Source organism: Aminobacterium sp., assembly GCF_034926885.1.
In the GTDB taxonomy this organism is placed as follows: domain Bacteria; phylum Synergistota; class Synergistia; order Synergistales; family Aminobacteriaceae; genus Aminobacterium.
This window is the reverse complement of record NZ_JAYFQR010000009.1, coordinates 15286-34431: the sequence shown is the minus strand read 5'-3', so window position 1 is coordinate 34431 and position 19146 is coordinate 15286. Positions and strand designations below refer to the sequence as shown.

The window sequence follows — 19146 nt, the reverse complement described above, 5'->3', positions numbered from 1 at the left end:
TGAAGATTCAATATTCTATTAGAATACCTCCTATTGTTAATTAAACTTTATGGCGACACTCTTTCCAAAGAAAAAGAGGTGTTGATTTTATGGAGAAGACGAATACTGTGCTTCAGCGTGTCTTGAAAATGGAGCCTGTATCATGGGTTAACAATCAAAAAGAGGACGCAGTAAAACTTCTTGAAACGCTTCCCATTTCATTTATGCAAATAAAGGATGCAGGCGATCGTTTACAACGGTTTGCTCCATTCTTAAAAAAAGCCTTTCCAGAAACGGAAGATGGCATAATCGAATCTCCCCTGTGTGAAACCCCCAATCTTAAAGAAGCGATGGAGACTCTTTACAAGCATAAAATAAATGGCCGATTTTTTGTTAAGTGCGATAGTGAACTTCAAGTTGCTGGTTCAATAAAGGCACGGGGCGGCATTTATGAAGTGTTGAAACATGCGGAAGAGTTAGCTCTGGAAGAAAAATTACTTTCTCCTGATGACGATTATTCTGTTTTTTATGAACCACGATTCCGTCACTTTTTTTCTCAATATAAAGTGGCGGTTGGTTCGACAGGGAATCTTGGAATGAGCATTGGAATTATTTCGGCCACCCTTGGCTTTCAGGTAACAGTGCATATGTCTCGAGATGCGAAAGAATGGAAGAAGTCCTTTTTGAGGAATCATGGAGTTATAGTCAAGGAATATGATGACGATTACTCGAAAGCCGTGGAAGAAGGGAGAAAAGAGTGCGCAAAAGATCCTAGAGCTTACTTTGTAGATGATGAAAACTCGGTGGATCTCTTCTTAGGATATGCTGTAGCGGCTTTTCGACTTGAAAAACAGCTTAAGAAATATGGAATTGTCGTAGACGATCTTCACCCTCTTCAGGTTTATTTACCGTGTGGTGTTGGGGGCGCGCCAGGTGGAATAGCTTTTGGGTTGAAGCATCTTTTTGGCGATGCTGTACGTTGCTATTTTGTGGAGCCGACTCATGCTCCCTGTATGCTTCTTGGAATGCTTAAGAATGATGATTCTATTCGAGTTTCAGATTGTGGTATTGATGGAGTAACTGAAGCTGATGGTCTGGCTGTTGGTTCTCCCTCTAAACTAGTAATGAAGCTTGAAAGAAATTTGATAGAAGGAATCTATACAATAGAAGATAAAGAACTTTATCGTCTTCTCGCCCTTCTTTATGATACGGAAGAGAAAAGAATAGAACCTTCTGGAGCTGCGAGTATAAAAGGGCCGTTGGTTACACCAGAAATTCCAGCAGAAGGAACGCACATAGCCTGGCTTACAGGAGGGCTTTTTTTGCCAGACGATCTTTTTAATAAAATGTATGCTAAAGGGAAGGGGCTCAGGTAATGAGTAGTTTGACTTCAAAAATAAATGTCAAGAACATTTCACTTATCATTTCACTTCTTTTCGTAGGATTTTTCTTGTCTTCTCCAGTTTGGGCAGAGGGGCAGTGTTTAACTCTTCCCTCGGAGATGTACGCACAACAAGAGAGAGATAAAGAACTCAGCAAAGAAAAAGAAATAGAAGAGAAGCGGCAACAAAAAGAGATGGAGACTCAAGTACGAAAAGAAGCCATTGCCGAATTTTTTAGAGAAAAAAATAAAAATCTCGAAGTAGATCGTGCAGAAAATTATGCACACTATGTATTAGAAGCAGGAAGTCAATTTGGTGTCGATCCCTTTATTATCGCTGCCATTATTATAAAAGAGTCAAAAGCCCGACACAGCGCTCGTTCTAGAGTCGCTTATGGTTTGATGCAGATCAACTGGCGTGTTCATAAACAAAATATAGCGAAAGCCTTCTCCCATATAAAAACTCTTTCAGATATGATGAAACCCAAAAATAACATTATGGTAGGAACATATATTTTTTCGTGTTATTTAAACTCTTCAGAAGGTGATATTATCCGTGCTTTATCAAGGTACTATGGTGGGAAGAGTGAAAGGTACGTGAGAGGAATTTTTTCTTACCGTCAGGAATTGGATAATCGTTTCGCTCAAAAAATAAACTTGCTTATCGAAGGTGCCTATGGTGACATGTAATCCTAATGTACGAGCTCGAATAGAAGCCCTTCTGGCTGTACTTTTTTGGGGCGGTTCCTTTACTGCCATCAAAGTTGCGGTATCACAAATATCGCCAACAACCTTGTTGTGGCTTCGTTTCGGAATCGGGACTTTTGTCTTAGGTGGCATCCTTTACATTAAAAAATCATTTATACATCTTCCGACACGTCAGCTTGTTGAACTGTGTGGCTTAGGTTTTTTGGGAGTCTTTTTACATAGCTATATACAGTCTGCTGGACTTCGAACGGCTGCTGCAGGGATTTCTGGATTGATTATTGCCGGGACTCCCATTCTTATTGCTTTACTTGGTAGTTTTTTTCTTAAGGAAAGAATTACAAAGAGACAATCTTATGGAATTATCTTAGCTGCTTTTGGGGTTTTGGTGATTCTTTCGAAGGGGAATATACACTTTTTTACGAAGGCTAACTATAATTTCGGAGAATTACTTGTTGTTTGCTCAGCTTTTACATGGGCGCTTTTTTCAGTTCTATCGAGAAAAACTGTGCAAACTCTTCCACCTGCTTTGTCCATGTTTTTTGTTATTGCCTCTGGGTGGATTTTTTGTTCTATACCTTTATTTGTTCATGGTTTACACGATATTTCCTATCTTGATGTTGCAGGATGGGGAAGTGTGGCCTTTTTGGGCGTTCTTTGTTCTGCTGTCGCTTATGTATTTTGGTACGATGCCCTCAAGGCTCTTCCCGCGTCAGAAGTCGGCGTTTTTCTTTATCTCAATCCTATAGTTGCAGTATCAGTTGCATGGTTATTTCTTGGAGAACCCCTTCTTTTTTCCAGTCTTTTGGGAGGATTGCTAGTTTTAGTGGGTGTAGGAATTGTCAATTATCACAAGAAAAATTGATGGTCACTCCTATTGAAAAGTTCATTGATGAGAATGGCTGTATAGAGAGAAAGTATCTCTTTGAAATTTTGAGAGTCAAGTCCACATATGGATTCGATTTTATTGATTCGATAGTTTAGGGTATTTTTATGAATATTGAGCGTGCGGGCCGCAGCACTGGGGCTGAAACGATGCTCACACCAAACTCTGAAGGTGTGTATAAGTTCTTCACCATCAGAGGCTTTTTTCAGAGGGGTCAGATGAGATGCCCTAAAACGTTCAGCAACATCTCGGCTGGCAGTTGTCAGAAGATCTTCCAACATCATTTCGTTAATAGAGTAGATTCCTGGTTTTTGATAAATATTTTTGCCAATAGTGACAGCTTTCCATGCATCTCGATGTGAAGCAGGAAGTCTTGATGTATCGTGAGCAAGAGTTCCTATGCCGATAACAATTTCCAATCCTTTTTCGTTTAAAAGATTTTGTAACGTTTCACATTCCTTTCGCGTTCTTTCCACCACTTGTTTCTCGTTGAGCAAAGCATTTGCCGCTCGAAGTATTTCGTAACGGTCGGGATCAATCATTGTTGAAATATCCTGTGGTCTGTTAAAAGCTGTTCGTATAGCCATCAGAACATCCATTTGTGTATATGGAGTAGAACCAACGCCAATTTCGTCGTCGGTCGCTCGAGAATAGAGCAGTTCTGCCGCAATAGCAATCCGAGGAATTTGAAGTTCAAAACCTAATCCGCGAGCGGAAACAAAAAGTGATGTTTCATCATCTTTTTCAGGGTCGAAAGCGGCAATTTGTTCCATAAGAGTTTGTATAGCCCGACTTCGAAGAAAAAAAGCTTCAGAAAACATTTTTTCACTCAAAATAAGTTCTGTGTGTTTTTTTACAAGCAAACCAAATTGGGTAACTTTTGAGGGCATCCCAGCAAGAGCTATTGTTCCAATTCTTTTTCCTGCGAATTCTATAGGTAAAGTGACTCCTGGTCTTATTCCGTCTAGAAGTAACGTTTCATTTTCTTCCTGTATTGAATTTATTCCCGTTCTTATAACATCAAGAGAGGGTTTGTGAAGACTTCCTTTTCGGCTAGGATCGCTGGCTCCAATAATAATTCCTTTTTCGTTTGTAATGATAATGTCGATGTTAATGAGTTCTGCTGTAGAAGATGCTATTTTTTGCGCAATTTTATCAAGCATTGGTAGCTGCTCCTTTTAGTTTGTTGTGGAAAAATATTGTTCAAAAGCACAAATATATGTGTTTATAATACATAATAACTGTTCATTTGTCTCATGTCTTCGTGTCTTTCTTGTGTATAATATAACTAAGCAATAAAAAAGACAACTTGTTACTAAGGAGGCAATAACCATGAATGACAGATTTGTTCTGTCAGCCTGTGCCGGAATAGCCTTTCTGTGCGTCGTATTTATGGCAGGTTTAGCAGAGGTTATATAACTATAAGGTAGAGGATTGGTTCTTTATGAATGGCCTGGCCGTGCCATTAAAAATATATTCCCCTTTCCCACGGGAGGACAAAAGTGTCCTCCCGTTTATTTTTTCTTAAATTTGTTTACTTTGGTAAAGAAATAAATAGTTAAAATAACAATTCTCTTGTCTTTTCTATGCTTTGACAATAAAATACTATAGTAGACTCTTCAATCATGTGTATAGATCTATACTATAGGTGGGGGGTAGGGTAATGAAGAAACAGAAACTTGTCATTTTAGTTATCGTTATTTTAGTAGCACTTGGTGGTTGGATGATGGTGGGGAACAAACCCCAGGAACAGGCTCCAGCTCCTCAACAGCAGGCTGAGCAGCCAGCTGAGAAAACAGCTGAAGCCCCGGCGGAGAAGCCGGCTGAAACTTCAGTGGAAAAAGCGGCTTTCCATATTGGTATTTGCACCGGTACCGTTTCTCAATCTGAAGATGACCTTCGTGGTGCAGAACGGCTTATTGAAGAGTACGGCAGTGTAAGTGACGGCGGAATGATTCAGCATATTACTTATCCGGATAATTTCATGGTTGAAATGGAAACCACTATTGCTCAGATAGCTGGTTTGGCCGATGATCCCATGATGAAAGCCATTATCGTTAACCAGGCTATTCCGGGAACAACCGAGGCTTTCAGAAGAGTTCGGGAAAAACGCCCTGACATCCTTCTCTTTGCCGGAGAAGCTCATGAGGACCCAGGTGTTATCGAGTCTGCTGCTGATCTTGTAATTAACTGCGATAATATCGCCCGTGGTTATCTGATCGTAGCGGCTGCCCAGAAAATGGGTGCCAAGGAATTTGTTCACATTTCCTTCCCGAGACATATGAGCTACGAACTTCTTTCTCGCCGTAGAAACATTATGGAAGTTGCATGTCAGGATCTGGGTATGGGATTCCATTTTGAAACAGCTCCAGACCCAACAAGTGACGTGGGAGTTGCCGGAGCTCAGCAGTTTATTCTTGAGAAAGTTCCTGCCTGGCTTGAAAAGTATGGTAAAGACACAGCATTCTTCTGTACGAATGACGCTCATACAGAGCCATTGCTGAAGCGTATTGCTGAAGAGGGTGGATATTTTGTAGAAGCAGACCTTCCTTCTCCTCTTATGGGATATCCCGGAGCTTTGGGGATAGAACTCTCTGACGTTAAAGGCGATTGGCCTGCAATACTTAAGAGAGTAGAAGAAGCAGTTGCTGCTAAGGGCGGATCCAAGAGAATGGGAACATGGGCCTACTCTTATGGTTACACCACAACAGCAGCTCTTGGCGAATTTGCCAAACGGGTTGTTGAAGGGTCTGTTGAACTCGAAGATTCTGATGCTCTCTTTGAATGCTACGGAAAATATACGCCTGGCGCAAAATGGAACGGAAGTCTCTACACAGATATCGCTACTGGCGTTGTCAAGAAGAATCACGTTCTCGTTTATCAGGATACCTATATATTTGGCCTTGGCTACCTTGGCATGACCGATGTTACGGTTCCTGAAAAGTATTTCTCTATTAAATAGTCAAATAGGCCCCATAGAAATAGCGACCTAAAAACGAGCCTTTTCTTAGGGGAGGAAAATCCTTTCCTCCCCTTTATTTCTGCTCCTAATTTTCCAGGAGAATTTTTCCAAGGCTTGGAAGTGGAGAGGTGACAACAATGGCTTTATCTGAGCCCTTATTAAAGATGGAAAAGATAGGCAAGGCGTATTTTGGCAACAGAGTCTTGAAGGATGTGAGCTTTACCCTCGAGAAAGGCCAGATTCTCGGGCTTGTTGGAGAAAATGGTGCGGGGAAATCTACATTAATGAATATCCTTTTCGGAATGTCTGTAATCCAGGAAACTGGAGGGTATGAAGGTAAATTCTTCATTAATGGGGAGGAAGCTCAGTTTAAGAATCCTCTTGATGCTCTGGATGCTGGTATCGGAATGGTGCACCAGGAGTTCTCTTTGATCCCTGGTTTTACCGCTGCAGAAAATATTGTATTGAACAGAGAGCCTACACAATATAACGTCCTCGTAGAATCTTTTGGCGATCGTCTTCGCACTCTTAACACAGATGAAATGGAACTTCGTGGAAAAACTGCAATAGAGAAACTTAACGTTGTTATTGACTCTGATACTCTCGTTTCAGAAATGCCTGTAGGACACAAACAATTTACCGAGATAGCAAGGGAAATTGATAAAGAAAAGACCCAACTTCTTGTCCTTGATGAGCCTACGGCGGTGTTGACAGAATCAGAAGCAGAGATACTTTTGGCTTCCATGCGAAAATTAGCAGCTATGGGAATTGCCATCATCTTTATATCTCACCGATTACATGAAATCATTGATGTGTGCGATAAGATTGTTGTTTTACGTGATGGACAAGTTGTTCATGAAACGACTCCGGCACAAACAAACGTAATGGAAATAGCCACTCATATGGTGGGACGGAATATTGAGTCTGCTTTTGCTAGGGAAGAAACAGTAAGATCATTTGCTAAAGACATTCTCAAAGTAGAGCACCTTTGGGTAGATATGCCAGGTGAAACGGTGCGAGATGTTTCTTTTTCAGTAAAAGAGGGAGAAATATTTGGTATCGGGGGATTGGCGGGTCAAGGTAAACTTGGAATTGCTAATGGCATAATGGGAATGTACCCTTCAGGCGGCAGTGTTGTTTTTGATGGAAAAGAAGTTGTTTTAAATGATCCTCGTTCCCCTCTCTCTATGGGAATTGCGTCTGTTTCCGAGGATCGTCGTGGTGTTGGTTTACTACTAGAAGAGCCCATTTCATGGAACATTATTTTTACAACCCTTCAGATGCAAAGTAGATTTTTGAAACCAGTTTTTGGCGGTTTGTTTAAAATTCGTGATGAAGAAGCCATAAGAGAAGCTACACAAAAGTATATCGAGGCTCTTGAAATCAAGTGCACAGGTGAGCATCAGCGCGTGCAGGAGCTCTCAGGTGGTAACCAGCAGAAGGTTTGTCTGGCGAAAGCCTTTGCGCTTCACCCTAAATTACTCTTTGTTTCAGAACCTACACGAGGTATTGACGTGGGAGCAAAGAGAGTTGTACTCGATACATTGAGAGAATACAACCAGAAGAGAGGCACAACAATCGTCATGATCTCTTCAGAACTTGAAGAATTACGGTCTATTTGTGACCAGATAGCTATTGTCAATGAAGGCAGAATCGGTGGCACACGTCCTGCTACATGCCCATCAACTGAGTTTGGACTTCTTATGCTTGGTGAAATTAAAAATGGTGTGGAGAAGGTGGGTGTATGATGAACAACATACGCAGTTTTATTGAAAAAGCCGGCTGGCCAAGGGTTATTATAGCCCTTTTTCTTCTCGGACTTTTTGTCATGGCCCCCTTTGTTAGGGTTCGGGTAGACACTTCAATTAGCGATACTCTCGTTCGTTTTGGCATGAACGGAGTCATGGTCCTTGCTATGGTACCTATGATACAGGCAGGATGTGGTCTTAACTTCGGTTTGCCTTTGGGTATTATCGCCGGCTTGCTTGGCGCGGTAACTAGTATTGAATTAGGAGTAACAGGTCTTCCCGGGATTTTTACAGCCATGCTCATCGCTACTCCCATAGCGATTGTTCTAGGATGGTTGTACGGCCAGCTTCTAAACAGAGTAAAAGGTGGCGAAATGATGATTGCTACCTATGTAGGCTTTTCCTCTGTTGCTTTTATGTGCATTATGTGGCTGGTTCTTCCGTACAAAAGTCCTAATATGGTTTGGGGATATGCCGGAGCAGGCTTACGTACGACTATTTCGGTAGATGGGTACTGGAGTAGGGCTATTAGTGACATTTTGGCCTTTAATATAGGCGATTTCTTTTATTGTCCCACAGGGATGATGCTCTTCTTCGCTTTTCTTTGCTTTGCAATGTGGATGTTTATGAAGACAAAAATAGGCACGGCTATGACGACAGTGGGGTCGAATCCTGAATATGCAAAAGCAGCAGGAGTAAATGTCGATAGCATGAGAACTCTCTCCGTTGTTTTGTCAACAGTTCTTGGTGCTATAGGTATCATAATGTACGAGCAGAGTTTCGGATTCATACAGCTGTATATGGGGCCTTTTTATATGGCTTTCCCTGCAGTAGCAGCTATCCTCATCGGGGGCGCATCAGTAAATAAAGCGTCTATACTCAATGTTGTTATTGGTACGATTCTCTTTCAGGGAATCCTGACAATGACTCCATCCGTTATCAATAGTCTCATTGAGACTGACATGTCAGAAGTTATACGAATCATCGTTTCTAACGGTATGATTCTGTATGCTCTCACGAGGGTGGTGAAAGTGAAATCATGATGACTAAAAAATCGTCTTTTCAGGATAATTTATCCCATTTCTTTGTTAGTAACGCGGTGCCAATTATCTTTTTGGCGCTAAGCGCAGTGGCTATCCCTATTTCTCGCTTTTCGACTCAGTATCTAGTACAGGAAATGCTTGTTCGTCTGGCGCGAGACTCTTTCCTTGTCCTTTCCCTGCTTATCCCTATCATGGCAGGAATGGGCCTTAATTTTGGAATGGTGCTGGGAGCAATGGCAGGAGAGATCGGGCTTATTCTCATTACTGACTGGAACATTGTTGGTATTCCTGGAATGGTTCTGGCAATGATCATCTCTACTCCTCTTGCTGTCTTGTTAGGCTGGATGTGCGGAGTTATCTTGAACAGAGCCAAAGGGCGGGAGATGGTTACATCCTTTATATTGGGCTTCTTTATGAATGGTGTATATCAGCTTATCGTTCTTTATGGTTTTGGAAGTGTATTTCCGATAAAGAGTCCAGATCTTGTTTTATCGAGAGGTTTTGGTATTCGAAATGTAACGAACCTTGAGAATATCAGAAAATGTCTCGATAACCTTATTCCTCTTTCAATTGGTGGCGTAGCTATTCCTATTGCGACATTTCTTGTTATCGCTGCTTTTTGCGTCTTTGTCGTATGGTTCCGCAAGACAAAGTTAGGGCAAGATATGCGAGCTGTGGGACAAGATATGGATGTAGCCGAAGCAGCAGGTATTCCGGTAGAAAGAACTCGTATTATTTCTATCGTAATTTCAACGGTACTCGCATGCTACGGCCAGATTATTTTCTTGCAGAACATTGGTACTATGAATACATATAATAGTCACGAGCAGGCAGGGATGTTTGCTATAGCTGCTCTTCTCGTTGGTGGCGCCAGTGTTACTAAAGCGACTATTCCCAATGTGTTTATAGGTGTTATCCTTTTCCACCTTATGTTTGTTGTTTCTCCTATGGCAGGGAAATATCTCATTGGACAGGCGCAATTAGGAGAATACTTCAGAGTCTTTGTCTCGTATGGAATTATAGCCATAGCTCTTGTTTTGCATGCGTGGCGTCGTCAGCAAGATAAAGATAGAGCGCGGCGAGCCTTACGTGGGAATGCCTGACAAGGCATAGACAGGAGGCATAAGATATGAGACGATCAGCGGTTAATGTGGGGATAATCATATTTTTTGTGATTATTTCCGTATTTCTTTATAACGCAGGAAAAGGATATAACTTACTTGTAGATAATAAGGCTATTACGATTGATGGGCAGGAACTACAGCCCTATGCTTGGGTCAATGTGGATGTGAGCACATCTAAAAAGCCAGTTCTATTGAAAGCTGGCGGACGAGACGTTGTTTTTGTCATCGGAAAAACTCATCAGATTCATGTAGAAATCATGGATGAACAAAAAAACGTTATCAAGAAGATCGAAAAGAAATTCAAGCTGACACGACAGTCGGGGGATCTTCTTAGTATCCCTGCCCTCGGATCAGATGTTTCGCAGTGGATTCAGAAAAGATAGTAGCGTTTAAAAAGACTGTTATATAGTTATAAAAAAGGAGGAGCTAAATAACTTTGCTCCCCCTTTTTTTATGCTCTATTCTGATATAAAGTTTTCGCCCCATGTGCAAGCGAAAATAAAATCTTTTAGACTTTTTCTTTGTCGTGGCTCCATTTCCTTTTCTCTAAGAGCAGCGGGAAGAGTGTTCGGATCTCCTGGAAATCCTATGGCAAGAGCTGTTACAGGATCGTATCCCTCGGGAATGTTATACGTTTCCCGAGTACACTTTTTTGAAAAACCGGCCATCGGATGTATCGCCAATCCCATTCCTGTTGCCTGAAGGGCAATGTTTTGTATGGACATTCCAAGGTCATGAAATGCATGAGCGTTGGGTTTGCCGTTAAGAGAGAATGTTATTCTTGCCACAGATATAACGAGTACAGGTGCTTGTCGAGCCCATATCCTGTTTTGCTCAACAAGACAGGATAGCATTTTTTCGTATTCCTTTGGGTTTTCTTTTGTGGCGACAATAAAAAACCACGGTTGATCGTTATAACATGAAGGAGCCCAACGTGCTGCTTCAAAAAGGGAAAGAAGTTGGCTTTGACTTGGCATCATGTCTGTGAAGGATCGCGGACTCCATCTGTTTCGGATGAGTTCGTGAATAGGATATGCACTATCTGCGCTTTTTTCCATTTTTAGGCCTCCTCATATTCTTGTTATTTGCCTACGCAAAATTGGCTGAAAATTGTATCAAGCAAAGCATCATCAATGGAAAGCCCTAGAAGACGCTCCATACATCCTCGCGCGTCGTATAAACAGGTTGCTACAATATCTTGCCCAAGACCTTGTTCAAGAGCTGTTACGCCTTGAGCTAATGATTGAATAGCTCGTCTAATTTCCTCAACTTGTCGAGATGAAGCATTTAAACCGGAAGTTAGCGTTCCTCCACCAGCAATATTTGCCACAATGGTATCTTTTAATGTCTCTATGCCTTCTCTTTTTTCTGCTGAAATATTGCAAATCAGGCTTTGGGGTAAAAGGCCGCTCACCATTTCCTCACTTATGACGAGTGGAAGATCTGACTTATTGATTGCAACTATATGGTTTGTTGATGATAGTTTAGGAATGAAAGCTAGATCTGCAGGTGTGAAGGGTTCACTCCCATCTATTACCCAGACACGAATATCAGCTTCTGCCATAGCTTTTTCAGCTCGGGCAATGCCTATAGCTTCAATTTCATCAGAAGGGGCATCAATTCCGGCAGTGTCAATAAGACGAATAGGTATTCCGCGATATGTAAGCACTTCTTCTATTACATCTCGCGTTGTTCCTGGTACAGAAGTAACGATAGCCCGTGATTCTTTAAGTAATGCGTTAAGCAGAGATGATTTCCCCACATTTGGGCGGCCAACAAGAGCTACTCTGATACCTTCACGAAGAAGGAATCCCGTATTGCAACGATCAAGCAAATCTTCAAGACTTTGTTTGAGAGTGGATAAAGATGCTTCAACGTCACTGCTATCCATATAGGGAATATCTTCTTCAGGAAAATCAAGGCCGACTTCTATAGATGCAGAAATTTCCATAATTTCGTTGTAAATATCACGAGCAAAGCTGGAAAGTTCTCCCCGTAACGTACGAGTGGCGGCGCGAAGGGCTTCTTCACTTTTTGATCGTATTATTCCTAATACTGCCTCTGCCTGAGAAAGGTCAATTTTCCCGTTTAGGAAGGCTCGTTTTGTAAATTCCCCTGGTTCTGCCAAAACGGCTCCCTTGCTGATAAGTCGTTCAAGACATTTTTGAGCGACTAATGTTCCTCCATGGGTGGATATCTCGACCATATCTTCACCGGTGTAGCTTTTAGGAGCTTTAAACCATGAAAAAAGAACCTGATCAATTGGTTCTTTATTTTCATCAAGCAAAAAACCATTTCGCAAAAAACGAGGAGAGGTTTCTGCTAATGGGCGGACTCCTTGAACCACTTCGTCAGCCAATTGCCGGGAAGCTGGTCCTGAAAGTCTTATAATTGCAATTCCTGCTTCTCCCCAGGCTGTAGATATAGCAGCTATTGTTTCTTCTGACATGAATGTCTCCTCCCCATCTTCGGGTTTATATTTGTTTCTCCATGCCAGTATCTTATAACAAAAAGGACCGCTTCTGGAAAGCGGCCCTTGAATTGAATAAAACAAATTTAAAGAAGCTCTTCCATCGATTCTGCTAGTCGTCGAATTCCTTCATCAATCATTTCAGGCGATGCAAAAGTATAACAAAGCCTAAAATGATGTTCTCCACCTCCATTGGGGAAAAAGGGCGCTCCTTTAACAAAGGCTACATTTTTTTCGAGAGCTTTTTCAAAAAGATCCTCTGCCAAAATGTCAGGAGTTTTTACCCAAAAGAAAAAACCACCTGATGGAATGTTGTAAGAAGCAGTTTTTTGGGGAATATGAAATTGAAGAGCATCTTTCATATGATTTCGTTTTTGACGGTAATGCTCGACTATGCGTGGTAGAAAGTTATCAAGGTGACCTAGGCGACAATATTCGTAAACTAAGGCCTGGGCTACAACACTTGTACACGTATCGACTCCCTGCTTGAAAACAGCCATTTTTCTTATAATATCTTTATTTCCACAACACCAGGCTACTCTGGTTCCAGGCGCTAAAATTTTGGAAAAAGATCCTGCATAAATAACGAGTCCTGATGTATCAAGAGAGAAGAGTGAAGGTAAATGCTCTCCTTCAAATCGAATATATCCATAAGGGTCATCTTCCAAAATAGCAATGCCGTACTGATTGGCTATAGAAATAAGTTTTTTTCTCCTCAGAAGGCTCATAGTGGCGCCAGAGGGATTGTTGAAGTTAGGGATAGTGTAGATATACTTTATTTTTTTGCCTTCAGAACGAGCTTTTTCTATAAGCTCTGGAAGTTGCTCTACTTGCATGCCTTCAGAGTCACATGGAACGCAGATAAAACGCGCTCCGTGGTTATACATATCAATGGTTGTGCCCAAGAATGTAGGTTCCTCAGTAATAACATAATCGTCCTTGTCTATTGTAGAGAGGGTAAGAAGATCTGCTGCCTGAATAGACCCTGAGGTTATAAGCATCTCATCCATCTCTACCTTGTGCCCAAGTCGTGGTTTCAGCCATTCTATTAGAAATTCTTTAAGTGGAGGGTACCCCTCCGTAATGCCATATTGAAGAATATCTCGTCCTTCTCTTTTGATGATTGAGGTTGCTTCGTAGAATTGCTCAATAGGAAAGATGTCAGGATCAGGCATACCTCCTGCAAAAGAAATCATGCCTGGTTTGCGTATAACGTGGAAAATATCTCTAATGGGAGAAGGTTTGATTTGTAATGCTGAATGACTATACAAAGCATCCCAATAGGTATTCACTAGTTCTGATTTCCCTCCCTTATAGAATAAGGGGCCTTTTGAAAAGGCCCCTGGAATATCTATGCGGTAACGGTTTGTGCAAGTTCTTGTATGGCTTCTGCCAAACGTTTGACTCCTTCCTCTGTGACTTCCGGCGTCGGGAAAGTGTAGCAAAGTCGAGCATTGTGAGCTCCGCTACCAGGATTAGTACAGAAGGGTTCACCAATGACAAATGCAACTTTCTTTTCAATAGCTTTATTGAAAAGATCCTTGGTATTGACCTCAGGGAAGTGCAGCCAGTAGAAGAACCCGCCTTCAGGTTTAACCCATGTTACGCCAAGTGGTTCCAGATGGCGTTTAAAGCTTTCTTGCATAGCGTCACGTTTTACGCGGTAGTTATCAATTATGACAGGAAGATGTTTATCAAGATATCCGTTACGGCAATATTCAGCGACAAGAGCTTGTGTGATGGTACTGGTGCACAAGTCAGTAGCCTGTTTGAACACAGTCATCTTTCTGATGATTTCTTTAGATCCGGTAACCCATCCTATGCGGCTTCCAGGAGAAAGAATCTTCGAAAATGAACCAGCGTAAATAACGCCATCATTATCGTCAAGAGAGAAGATAGACGGCAAATGTTCTCCATCATAGCGAACATAGCCATAAGGGTCGTCTTCAAAAATTGGAATAGAATATTTGTGTGAAATCTCAACAAGTTTTTTGCGCCGTTCTAAGGTCATTGTAGCGCCGCCTGGGTTTTGGAAGTTGACGATGGTATAGATAAACTTTACGTTTTTACCCTCTTTACGAGCTTTTTCGATGATTTCAGGAAGAAGATCAACCTGCATACCATCTTTGTCCATAGGGACTCCTAAAAACTTAGCTCCATGGTTATAAAAAGTGGTGAGAGCTGCAAGATACGTGGGATCTTCGGTGATGACATAATCACCTCTATCGATCATTGCCCACGAGAAAAGGTCTAAAGCTTGCTGTGATCCTGTAGTGATCAACATTTCTTCTAGGGTTGCAACTTTCCCCATACGAGGGGCTGTCCACTCGGCAAGGAATTCTTTTAAGGGAGGGTATCCTTCTGTTGTTCCATACTGAAGAATATTTTTCCCATCCTCTTTAAGAATATGTACCCCTTCGTAAAATTCGTCCACAGGAAATACTTCTGGTGCAGGCATGCCACCGGCAAAAGAAATCATTCCCGGTTGTTTAATAACAGCCAGCATTTCTCTTATTGGTGAAGGCCTGACATTCTTAGCATTGTAGCTAAAATTCCCTTCCCAAACCTTACTCACGCATATCGCCTCCCCATCAGCTTTTAATAAAATACATCAATTCTGAAAACGATGAAGTAAAAGGCAGTAAATTGTAGACTACATTGATATAAATAAGAAAAGACAAGACAGTACACGACAATTATAGCATTGAAAAAAGAAAATAAATGCTTTTAGAAGAAAGGATAAAGTATACAGAGAGAGCCTATTGCTGACTATATGTTCGTGCCGTAGCACGTATATGTTGTAAGCGACGTTCTGTTGGTGGGTGTGAGTTGAAGCCGCTTGGAGATGTTTCATATCCGGCATCTCTCATTTTTTCAAGAGCATTGACGAGTCCCCAAGCGCTATAGCCAGCCTTTACGGAAAGTTTAATTCCGTAATCGTCGGCTTCAATTTCCTGTTCCCTGCTGAAACCAGATTCTGCTAGGCCGACTCCGAGACTTGCCAAAAGCTCAGAGTTGCGATCTCCCTTAACATTTTTAAAGAGGAGAGCCCATAGCAAATTTCTACCTATAGTGCTTCCATAGTGGTTAAGCTGTATATGTCCTGTTTCATGACCAAGTATACCGGCTATTTCGTCTTCCTTATTGAGAATTTTTAATAAGCCAGTCGTGACATAAACAGCGTGATCGCTTCCTGAAAAGCGAACCCATGCATTAGGCTCCTTTTTATCTTCTATTGTTATCGACGTTGTCTCTATGCCAGCAGCCTCTGAAATTCGTTTCCATGCTCGCTCAAGCTGTTGCGGGGAGAGCGCAGCCTGGGCAGCTTCTGCAAACAGGCAAAGCACAACGGTTATCAACACAGTGGTTACTGTAAGGTGTTTTTTCATATTCTCACCCTCTTCCTCTATTTTTCAATGCTATCATAGAATAGTTCTGCTCTCCAATAGGTAAAATTGTAGATTTTTTATATTAAGGAATTGACGAAAATAACGTTACGTGGTATAAAACCTCTTCGGATCAGATTCTATTGACCTTTACTTTATATTCCGAGGATGATAAAATGTTTGTATACAAGAAACCTGATGTTCTTCTTTCGACAAATAAAGAAAATATAATGGGAGAAGGAATTGGTGTTTTCTTTTTTGGAAATAAGGCTTCAAAGCGTTAGGCTTTGAGGCCTTTTTTTTATATTCATTGAAAGTGAGGCTTTTATTATGTATAAGAAGGTTCTTATTTTAGGTTCGGGCCCCATTCGTATTGGACAAGCAGCAGAGTTTGATTATTCTGGAAGCCAGGCATGTAGAGCATTAAAAGAAGAGGGATGCGAAGTTATATTGCTCAATAGTAACCCTGCAACAATACAGACAGATGTTGAACTTGCAGATTATGTGTACATCAAACCTCTTACAGTGGAAACAGTAGAACAGATTCTTCAGGTTCATTCTCCCGATGGAGTTATAGCAACTCTGGGAGGGCAAACTGGTTTGAATCTATGTGTAGAATGTGAAGAACGTGGAATTTGGCAAAAATATGGTACCAAAGTTTTGGGAACCTCCGTTACGTCAATACGTGAGGCAGAAGGGCGACAGGCTTTTAGAGAGCTCATGATAAAAACAGAGCAGCCCATCATCGAGAGCGTTTACGTTTCTTCTATTGATGAGGGAGTAGTTTTTGCCGAAGAGACGTCATTCCCTTTGATTATTCGTCCAGATTATACATTGGGTGGAACGGGCGGTGGTGTTGCTTACACCATGAAGGAACTAAGTGAGCGCCTTGAAGAAGGATTACGTGCATCCCCTGTTCATAGGGTACTCCTCGAAAGATATTTAGAGGGATGGCATGAAATAGAAGCGGAAGTTATCAGAGATGAAGCTGGTAATAAAATTTGTGTTTGCGGTATGGAAAATATTGACCCCATGGGAGTTCATACCGGTGATTCAGTTGTTGTTTCTCCCGTTTTAACATTGACGGACGATCAGTGGCTAAGATTAAAAAAAGCTGCTCTTGATATAGTGGAAAGCCTTGAAGTTGAAGGGGCTTGTAACGTTCAGTTTGCTCTCTCCCCCGATGGTGAAGAATATGCCGTAATAGAAGTCAATCCTCGTGCCAGCCGTTCCAGTGCTCTGGCAAGTAAGGCTACAGGATACCCCATTGCTCGTATTGCGGCGAAAATAGCATTAGGGAAGACCTTGCCAGAAATTCCCAACCCAATGACGGGCAATGGAAATGCCATGATTGAACCTGACCTTGACTATATAGTTCTCAAGTTACCTCGTTGGCCATTTGATGCTTTCCCAACAGCCAATATGGAACTTGGAACGAAAATGAAAGCTACAGGAGAGGTAGTCGCTGTAGGGAAAACCCTTCCCCAGGCTCTTCTCAAGGCCTTCCGTTCTATTGATGGTCGAGACCAGCTTTTTGGTGATGATCTGAAAGAATTGGCGAATGAAGATCTCTGGGACCACGTTACAACTCCAACATCTCAGAGAATCCCTGCCATGTTCGACTTATTGCGAAAAGGTTTTTCTGTTTCTGAGATTGCACAGCGAAGCGCTTTTGTTCCTTATTTTATAGAAATTATGAGTCATATTGTAGCAATGGAGAAAAAGTTGAGAGACGAAGGTCTTTCCATTTTGGCAGAAGCCAAAAAGCTAGGCTTTTCTGACCGCGTTATTGCCGCTTTAACGAAGCACTCGATAAAAGAAATAAGAGAAGAAGAAAACCGTCAGAAAATAAATATGATTTATAGGGAAATAGATGGTTGTGCCACAGATGAGCCGGCAGAATCTGGATACTACTTTGGATATTACGATCAGGCAGAGGTTCAGCACAAAGAGGCGTCAGAACGAACAATTGCCGTTCTTGGTTCAGGTGCTATCCGTATAGCTCAGGGAGTGGAGTTTGACTATTGCTGCGTGAAAGCTGTAGAAGCACTTCGCCGTCGAGGAATTCGAGCCGTTATGATCAACAATAATCCTGAAACAGTGAGTACCGATTACGATATCTCCGATGCTCTCTATCTTGAACCCCTTACCGAAGAAGATGTGGATCATATCTTATCCCAAGAGGGAGCGGAAGGAATTCTGGCTTCTTATGGTGGTCAGACGTCTCTGCGTTTAGGACAAATTTTAGCTTCTCAGGGAGCTCCTATTATTGGTACGTCTTTCAATTCAATTAATATGGCCGAAGATAGGGGAGCCTTTGCCAAACTCCTTCGCCAGCTTAAAATTCACTATCCTGAAGGCGATGCTGTTACATCTTTGGAAGAAGGAATTGCTTTAATAGAAAAACTTGGTTTTCCTCTTATGGTGCGGCCAAGCTTTGTTATAGGTGGCGTTGCCATGCATGTAGCAACACGATTTGAAGATTGTGTAAAAATTTTGGAGATGGCCTTTTCAGCGGAACCCGATCAGTCTGTCATGATCGATAGATTCCTTCCGGGCAAAGAATTTGAGGTTGATGCCGTTTGCGACGGGAAAGACATTTTGATTCCTGGTATCTTTGAACATCTTGATCCTGCCGGAATACACTCGGGAGATTCAATCAGCATCTTTCCCGATATCTCTTTGAATCAGCGACAGCGACAAGAAATAGTTGATATAACCAGAAAACTTTCAGAAGCCCTTGACGTACATGGCTTGCTCAATATCCAATTTGTGCTTTCCTCAGGAACTCTTTACGTTATTGAAGCAAATCCGCGTGCCAGCAGAACTGTACCTATTGGCAGCAAATTAACAGGTATTCCTTTGGTTGACTTATCCGTGGGAGTTGCTTTGGGAGAACGACTTGTAAACTCTTCATGGGGGACAGGCCTATATCTTTATACAGGGCCTTTTGGTGTTAAAGCCCCAGTCTTTTCCACCGAAAAACTTCCGGGAATAGATTCACGACTTGGCCCACAGATGCAATCCACAGGAGAATCTTTAGGCGTAGCCGATACGGTTTCAGATGCTCTTTTCGATGCATTACAAGGTGCTGATCTTTCCATACCAGAAAAGGGTCGAGTCCTTTTCTCCGTTCGTGATGATGTTAAAGACAGAGTCTATCCTGTAGCTTCCATGTTATCAGCGTTAGGATGGGATATAGATGCTACTCCTGGAACAGCTACACTTTTGAAACGATGGGGCTTGCCAGTGAACCCCATTAAAAAAGATGATTCCCTTTTTGAAGGAGTGCGGAACGGTCGGTGGCAGTTGATTGTCAATATTCCTGGCTTATTCATAGAGCCTTTGACGGATGGTGCAAAAATTCGTAAAGCAGCGCTCGACGGATCTATAGTGTGTCTCCATTCCCTTGAAACAGCAGCTGCTGTTGCTTCGGCGGCTATTGCCAGGAAAAAGTAAAGG

At 41.9% G+C, this 19146-nt stretch carries 15 protein-coding genes; 9 read left to right on the top strand and 6 right to left on the bottom strand.

The features are described from left to right. The first annotated feature begins 89 nt into the window (after nucleotides 1-89). Genes VB083_RS05085 through VB083_RS05075 form a run of 3 tightly spaced genes read left to right on the top strand, consistent with a single transcriptional unit; the run spans nucleotide 90 to nucleotide 2930 of the window. The gene (locus VB083_RS05085) at nucleotides 90-1355 is read left to right on the top strand and encodes a D-serine ammonia-lyase (RefSeq protein WP_213695964.1); all 1266 of its coding nucleotides are present in this window, start codon (nucleotides 90-92) and stop codon (nucleotides 1353-1355) included. Beyond that, nucleotides 1355-2050, top strand: coding sequence for a transglycosylase SLT domain-containing protein (locus tag VB083_RS05080; protein WP_213690960.1), 696 nt, complete (start codon nucleotides 1355-1357; stop codon nucleotides 2048-2050). Before VB083_RS05085 ends, VB083_RS05080 begins: the two co-directional genes overlap by 1 nt. Then, nucleotides 2037-2930 (top strand): DMT family transporter, encoded by an 894-nt coding sequence (locus VB083_RS05075; protein ID WP_213690961.1) that lies wholly within the window; start codon nucleotides 2037-2039, stop codon nucleotides 2928-2930. The genes VB083_RS05080 and VB083_RS05075 overlap by 14 nt, the downstream gene beginning before the upstream one ends. Here the strand turns inward: VB083_RS05075 and VB083_RS05070 are convergent. Beyond that, a complete protein-coding gene (locus tag VB083_RS05070; protein ID WP_213690962.1) occupies nucleotides 2915-4114 on the bottom strand; it encodes a CdaR family transcriptional regulator in 1200 nt (399 codons plus the stop codon). The genes VB083_RS05075 and VB083_RS05070 overlap by 16 nt on opposite strands. Nucleotides 4115-4614: 500 nt before the next feature. Here VB083_RS05070 and VB083_RS05065 point away from each other — a divergent pair, with 500 nt between their 5' ends. The 5 genes from VB083_RS05065 (at nucleotide 4615) to VB083_RS05045 (ending at nucleotide 10211) form a co-directional block, all read left to right on the top strand. Then, nucleotides 4615-5913, top strand: a complete 1299-nt coding sequence (locus tag VB083_RS05065) for a DUF3798 domain-containing protein (protein WP_213690963.1) — start codon at nucleotides 4615-4617, stop codon at nucleotides 5911-5913. 137 nt (nucleotides 5914-6050) lie between these two features. Beyond that, nucleotides 6051-7661: a sugar ABC transporter ATP-binding protein gene (locus VB083_RS05060; protein ID WP_213690964.1), complete on the top strand. Its 1611-nt coding sequence runs from the start codon at nucleotides 6051-6053 to the stop codon at nucleotides 7659-7661. Beyond that, nucleotides 7661-8704 (top strand): ABC transporter permease subunit, encoded by a 1044-nt coding sequence (locus VB083_RS05055; RefSeq protein ID WP_416242164.1) that lies wholly within the window; start codon nucleotides 7661-7663, stop codon nucleotides 8702-8704. Before VB083_RS05060 ends, VB083_RS05055 begins: the two co-directional genes overlap by 1 nt. Beyond that, nucleotides 8701-9807: an ABC transporter permease gene (locus VB083_RS05050; RefSeq protein ID WP_374047584.1), complete on the top strand. Its 1107-nt coding sequence runs from the start codon at nucleotides 8701-8703 to the stop codon at nucleotides 9805-9807. The genes VB083_RS05055 and VB083_RS05050 overlap by 4 nt, the downstream gene beginning before the upstream one ends. 26 nt (nucleotides 9808-9833) lie before the next feature. Further along, entirely contained in the window at nucleotides 9834-10211 is a 378-nt protein-coding gene (locus VB083_RS05045) for a DUF6672 family protein (RefSeq protein ID WP_213690966.1), read from the top strand. 75 nt (nucleotides 10212-10286) lie between these two features. On the opposite strand, the gene VB083_RS05040 is transcribed toward VB083_RS05045, so the two are convergent. The 5 genes from VB083_RS05040 to VB083_RS05020 all read right to left on the bottom strand — a co-directional run bounded on the left by VB083_RS05040 (nucleotide 10287) and on the right by VB083_RS05020 (nucleotide 15687). Next, the gene (locus VB083_RS05040; protein WP_213690967.1) at nucleotides 10287-10886 is read right to left on the bottom strand and encodes a nitroreductase family protein; all 600 of its coding nucleotides are present in this window, start codon (nucleotides 10884-10886) and stop codon (nucleotides 10287-10289) included. A 23-nt stretch (nucleotides 10887-10909) separates the two neighbouring features. After that, entirely contained in the window at nucleotides 10910-12277 is a 1368-nt protein-coding gene (mnmE, locus tag VB083_RS05035) for a tRNA uridine-5-carboxymethylaminomethyl(34) synthesis GTPase MnmE (protein ID WP_213690968.1), read from the bottom strand. 107 nt (nucleotides 12278-12384) lie between these two features. Beyond that, nucleotides 12385-13590 (bottom strand): PLP-dependent aminotransferase family protein, encoded by a 1206-nt coding sequence (locus VB083_RS05030; RefSeq protein ID WP_213690969.1) that lies wholly within the window; start codon nucleotides 13588-13590, stop codon nucleotides 12385-12387. Nucleotides 13591-13649: 59 nt separating this feature from the next. After that, complete coding sequence (locus VB083_RS05025; protein ID WP_213690970.1) at nucleotides 13650-14873, bottom strand: PLP-dependent aminotransferase family protein; 1224 nt, start codon at nucleotides 14871-14873, stop codon at nucleotides 13650-13652. 184 nt (nucleotides 14874-15057) lie between these two features. Beyond that, nucleotides 15058-15687 carry a M48 family metallopeptidase gene (locus tag VB083_RS05020; RefSeq protein ID WP_323401820.1) on the bottom strand — a complete coding sequence of 210 codons (630 nt, stop codon included), beginning with the start codon at nucleotides 15685-15687 and terminating at the stop codon, nucleotides 15058-15060. A gap of 327 nt (nucleotides 15688-16014) precedes the next feature. Here VB083_RS05020 and carB point away from each other — a divergent pair, with 327 nt between their 5' ends. After that, nucleotides 16015-19143 carry a carbamoyl-phosphate synthase large subunit gene (gene carB, locus VB083_RS05015; RefSeq protein ID WP_323401819.1) on the top strand — a complete coding sequence of 1043 codons (3129 nt, stop codon included), beginning with the start codon at nucleotides 16015-16017 and terminating at the stop codon, nucleotides 19141-19143. The last annotated feature ends 3 nt before the right edge of the window (nucleotides 19144-19146 follow it).

Excerpts from the sequence above, each read along its gene's own strand:
- VB083_RS05085 (WP_213695964.1), top strand. The coding sequence starts at position 90 with ATGGAGAAGACGAATACTGTGCTTCAGCGTGTCTTGAAAATGGAGCCT.
- VB083_RS05080 (WP_213690960.1), top strand. The coding sequence starts at position 1,355 with ATGAGTAGTTTGACTTCAAAAATAAATGTCAAGAACATTTCACTTATC.
- VB083_RS05075 (WP_213690961.1), top strand. The coding sequence starts at position 2,037 with ATGGTGACATGTAATCCTAATGTACGAGCTCGAATAGAAGCCCTTCTG.
- VB083_RS05070 (WP_213690962.1), bottom strand. The coding sequence starts at position 4,114 with ATGCTTGATAAAATTGCGCAAAAAATAGCATCTTCTACAGCAGAACTC.
- VB083_RS05065 (WP_213690963.1), top strand. The coding sequence starts at position 4,615 with ATGAAGAAACAGAAACTTGTCATTTTAGTTATCGTTATTTTAGTAGCA.
- VB083_RS05060 (WP_213690964.1), top strand. The coding sequence starts at position 6,051 with ATGGCTTTATCTGAGCCCTTATTAAAGATGGAAAAGATAGGCAAGGCG.
- VB083_RS05055 (WP_416242164.1), top strand. The coding sequence starts at position 7,661 with ATGAACAACATACGCAGTTTTATTGAAAAAGCCGGCTGGCCAAGGGTT.
- VB083_RS05050 (WP_374047584.1), top strand. The coding sequence starts at position 8,701 with ATGATGACTAAAAAATCGTCTTTTCAGGATAATTTATCCCATTTCTTT.
- VB083_RS05045 (WP_213690966.1), top strand. The coding sequence starts at position 9,834 with ATGAGACGATCAGCGGTTAATGTGGGGATAATCATATTTTTTGTGATT.
- VB083_RS05040 (WP_213690967.1), bottom strand. The coding sequence starts at position 10,886 with ATGGAAAAAAGCGCAGATAGTGCATATCCTATTCACGAACTCATCCGA.
- mnmE (WP_213690968.1), bottom strand. The coding sequence starts at position 12,277 with ATGTCAGAAGAAACAATAGCTGCTATATCTACAGCCTGGGGAGAAGCA.
- VB083_RS05020 (WP_323401820.1), bottom strand. The coding sequence starts at position 15,687 with ATGAAAAAACACCTTACAGTAACCACTGTGTTGATAACCGTTGTGCTT.
- carB (WP_323401819.1), top strand. The coding sequence starts at position 16,015 with ATGTATAAGAAGGTTCTTATTTTAGGTTCGGGCCCCATTCGTATTGGA.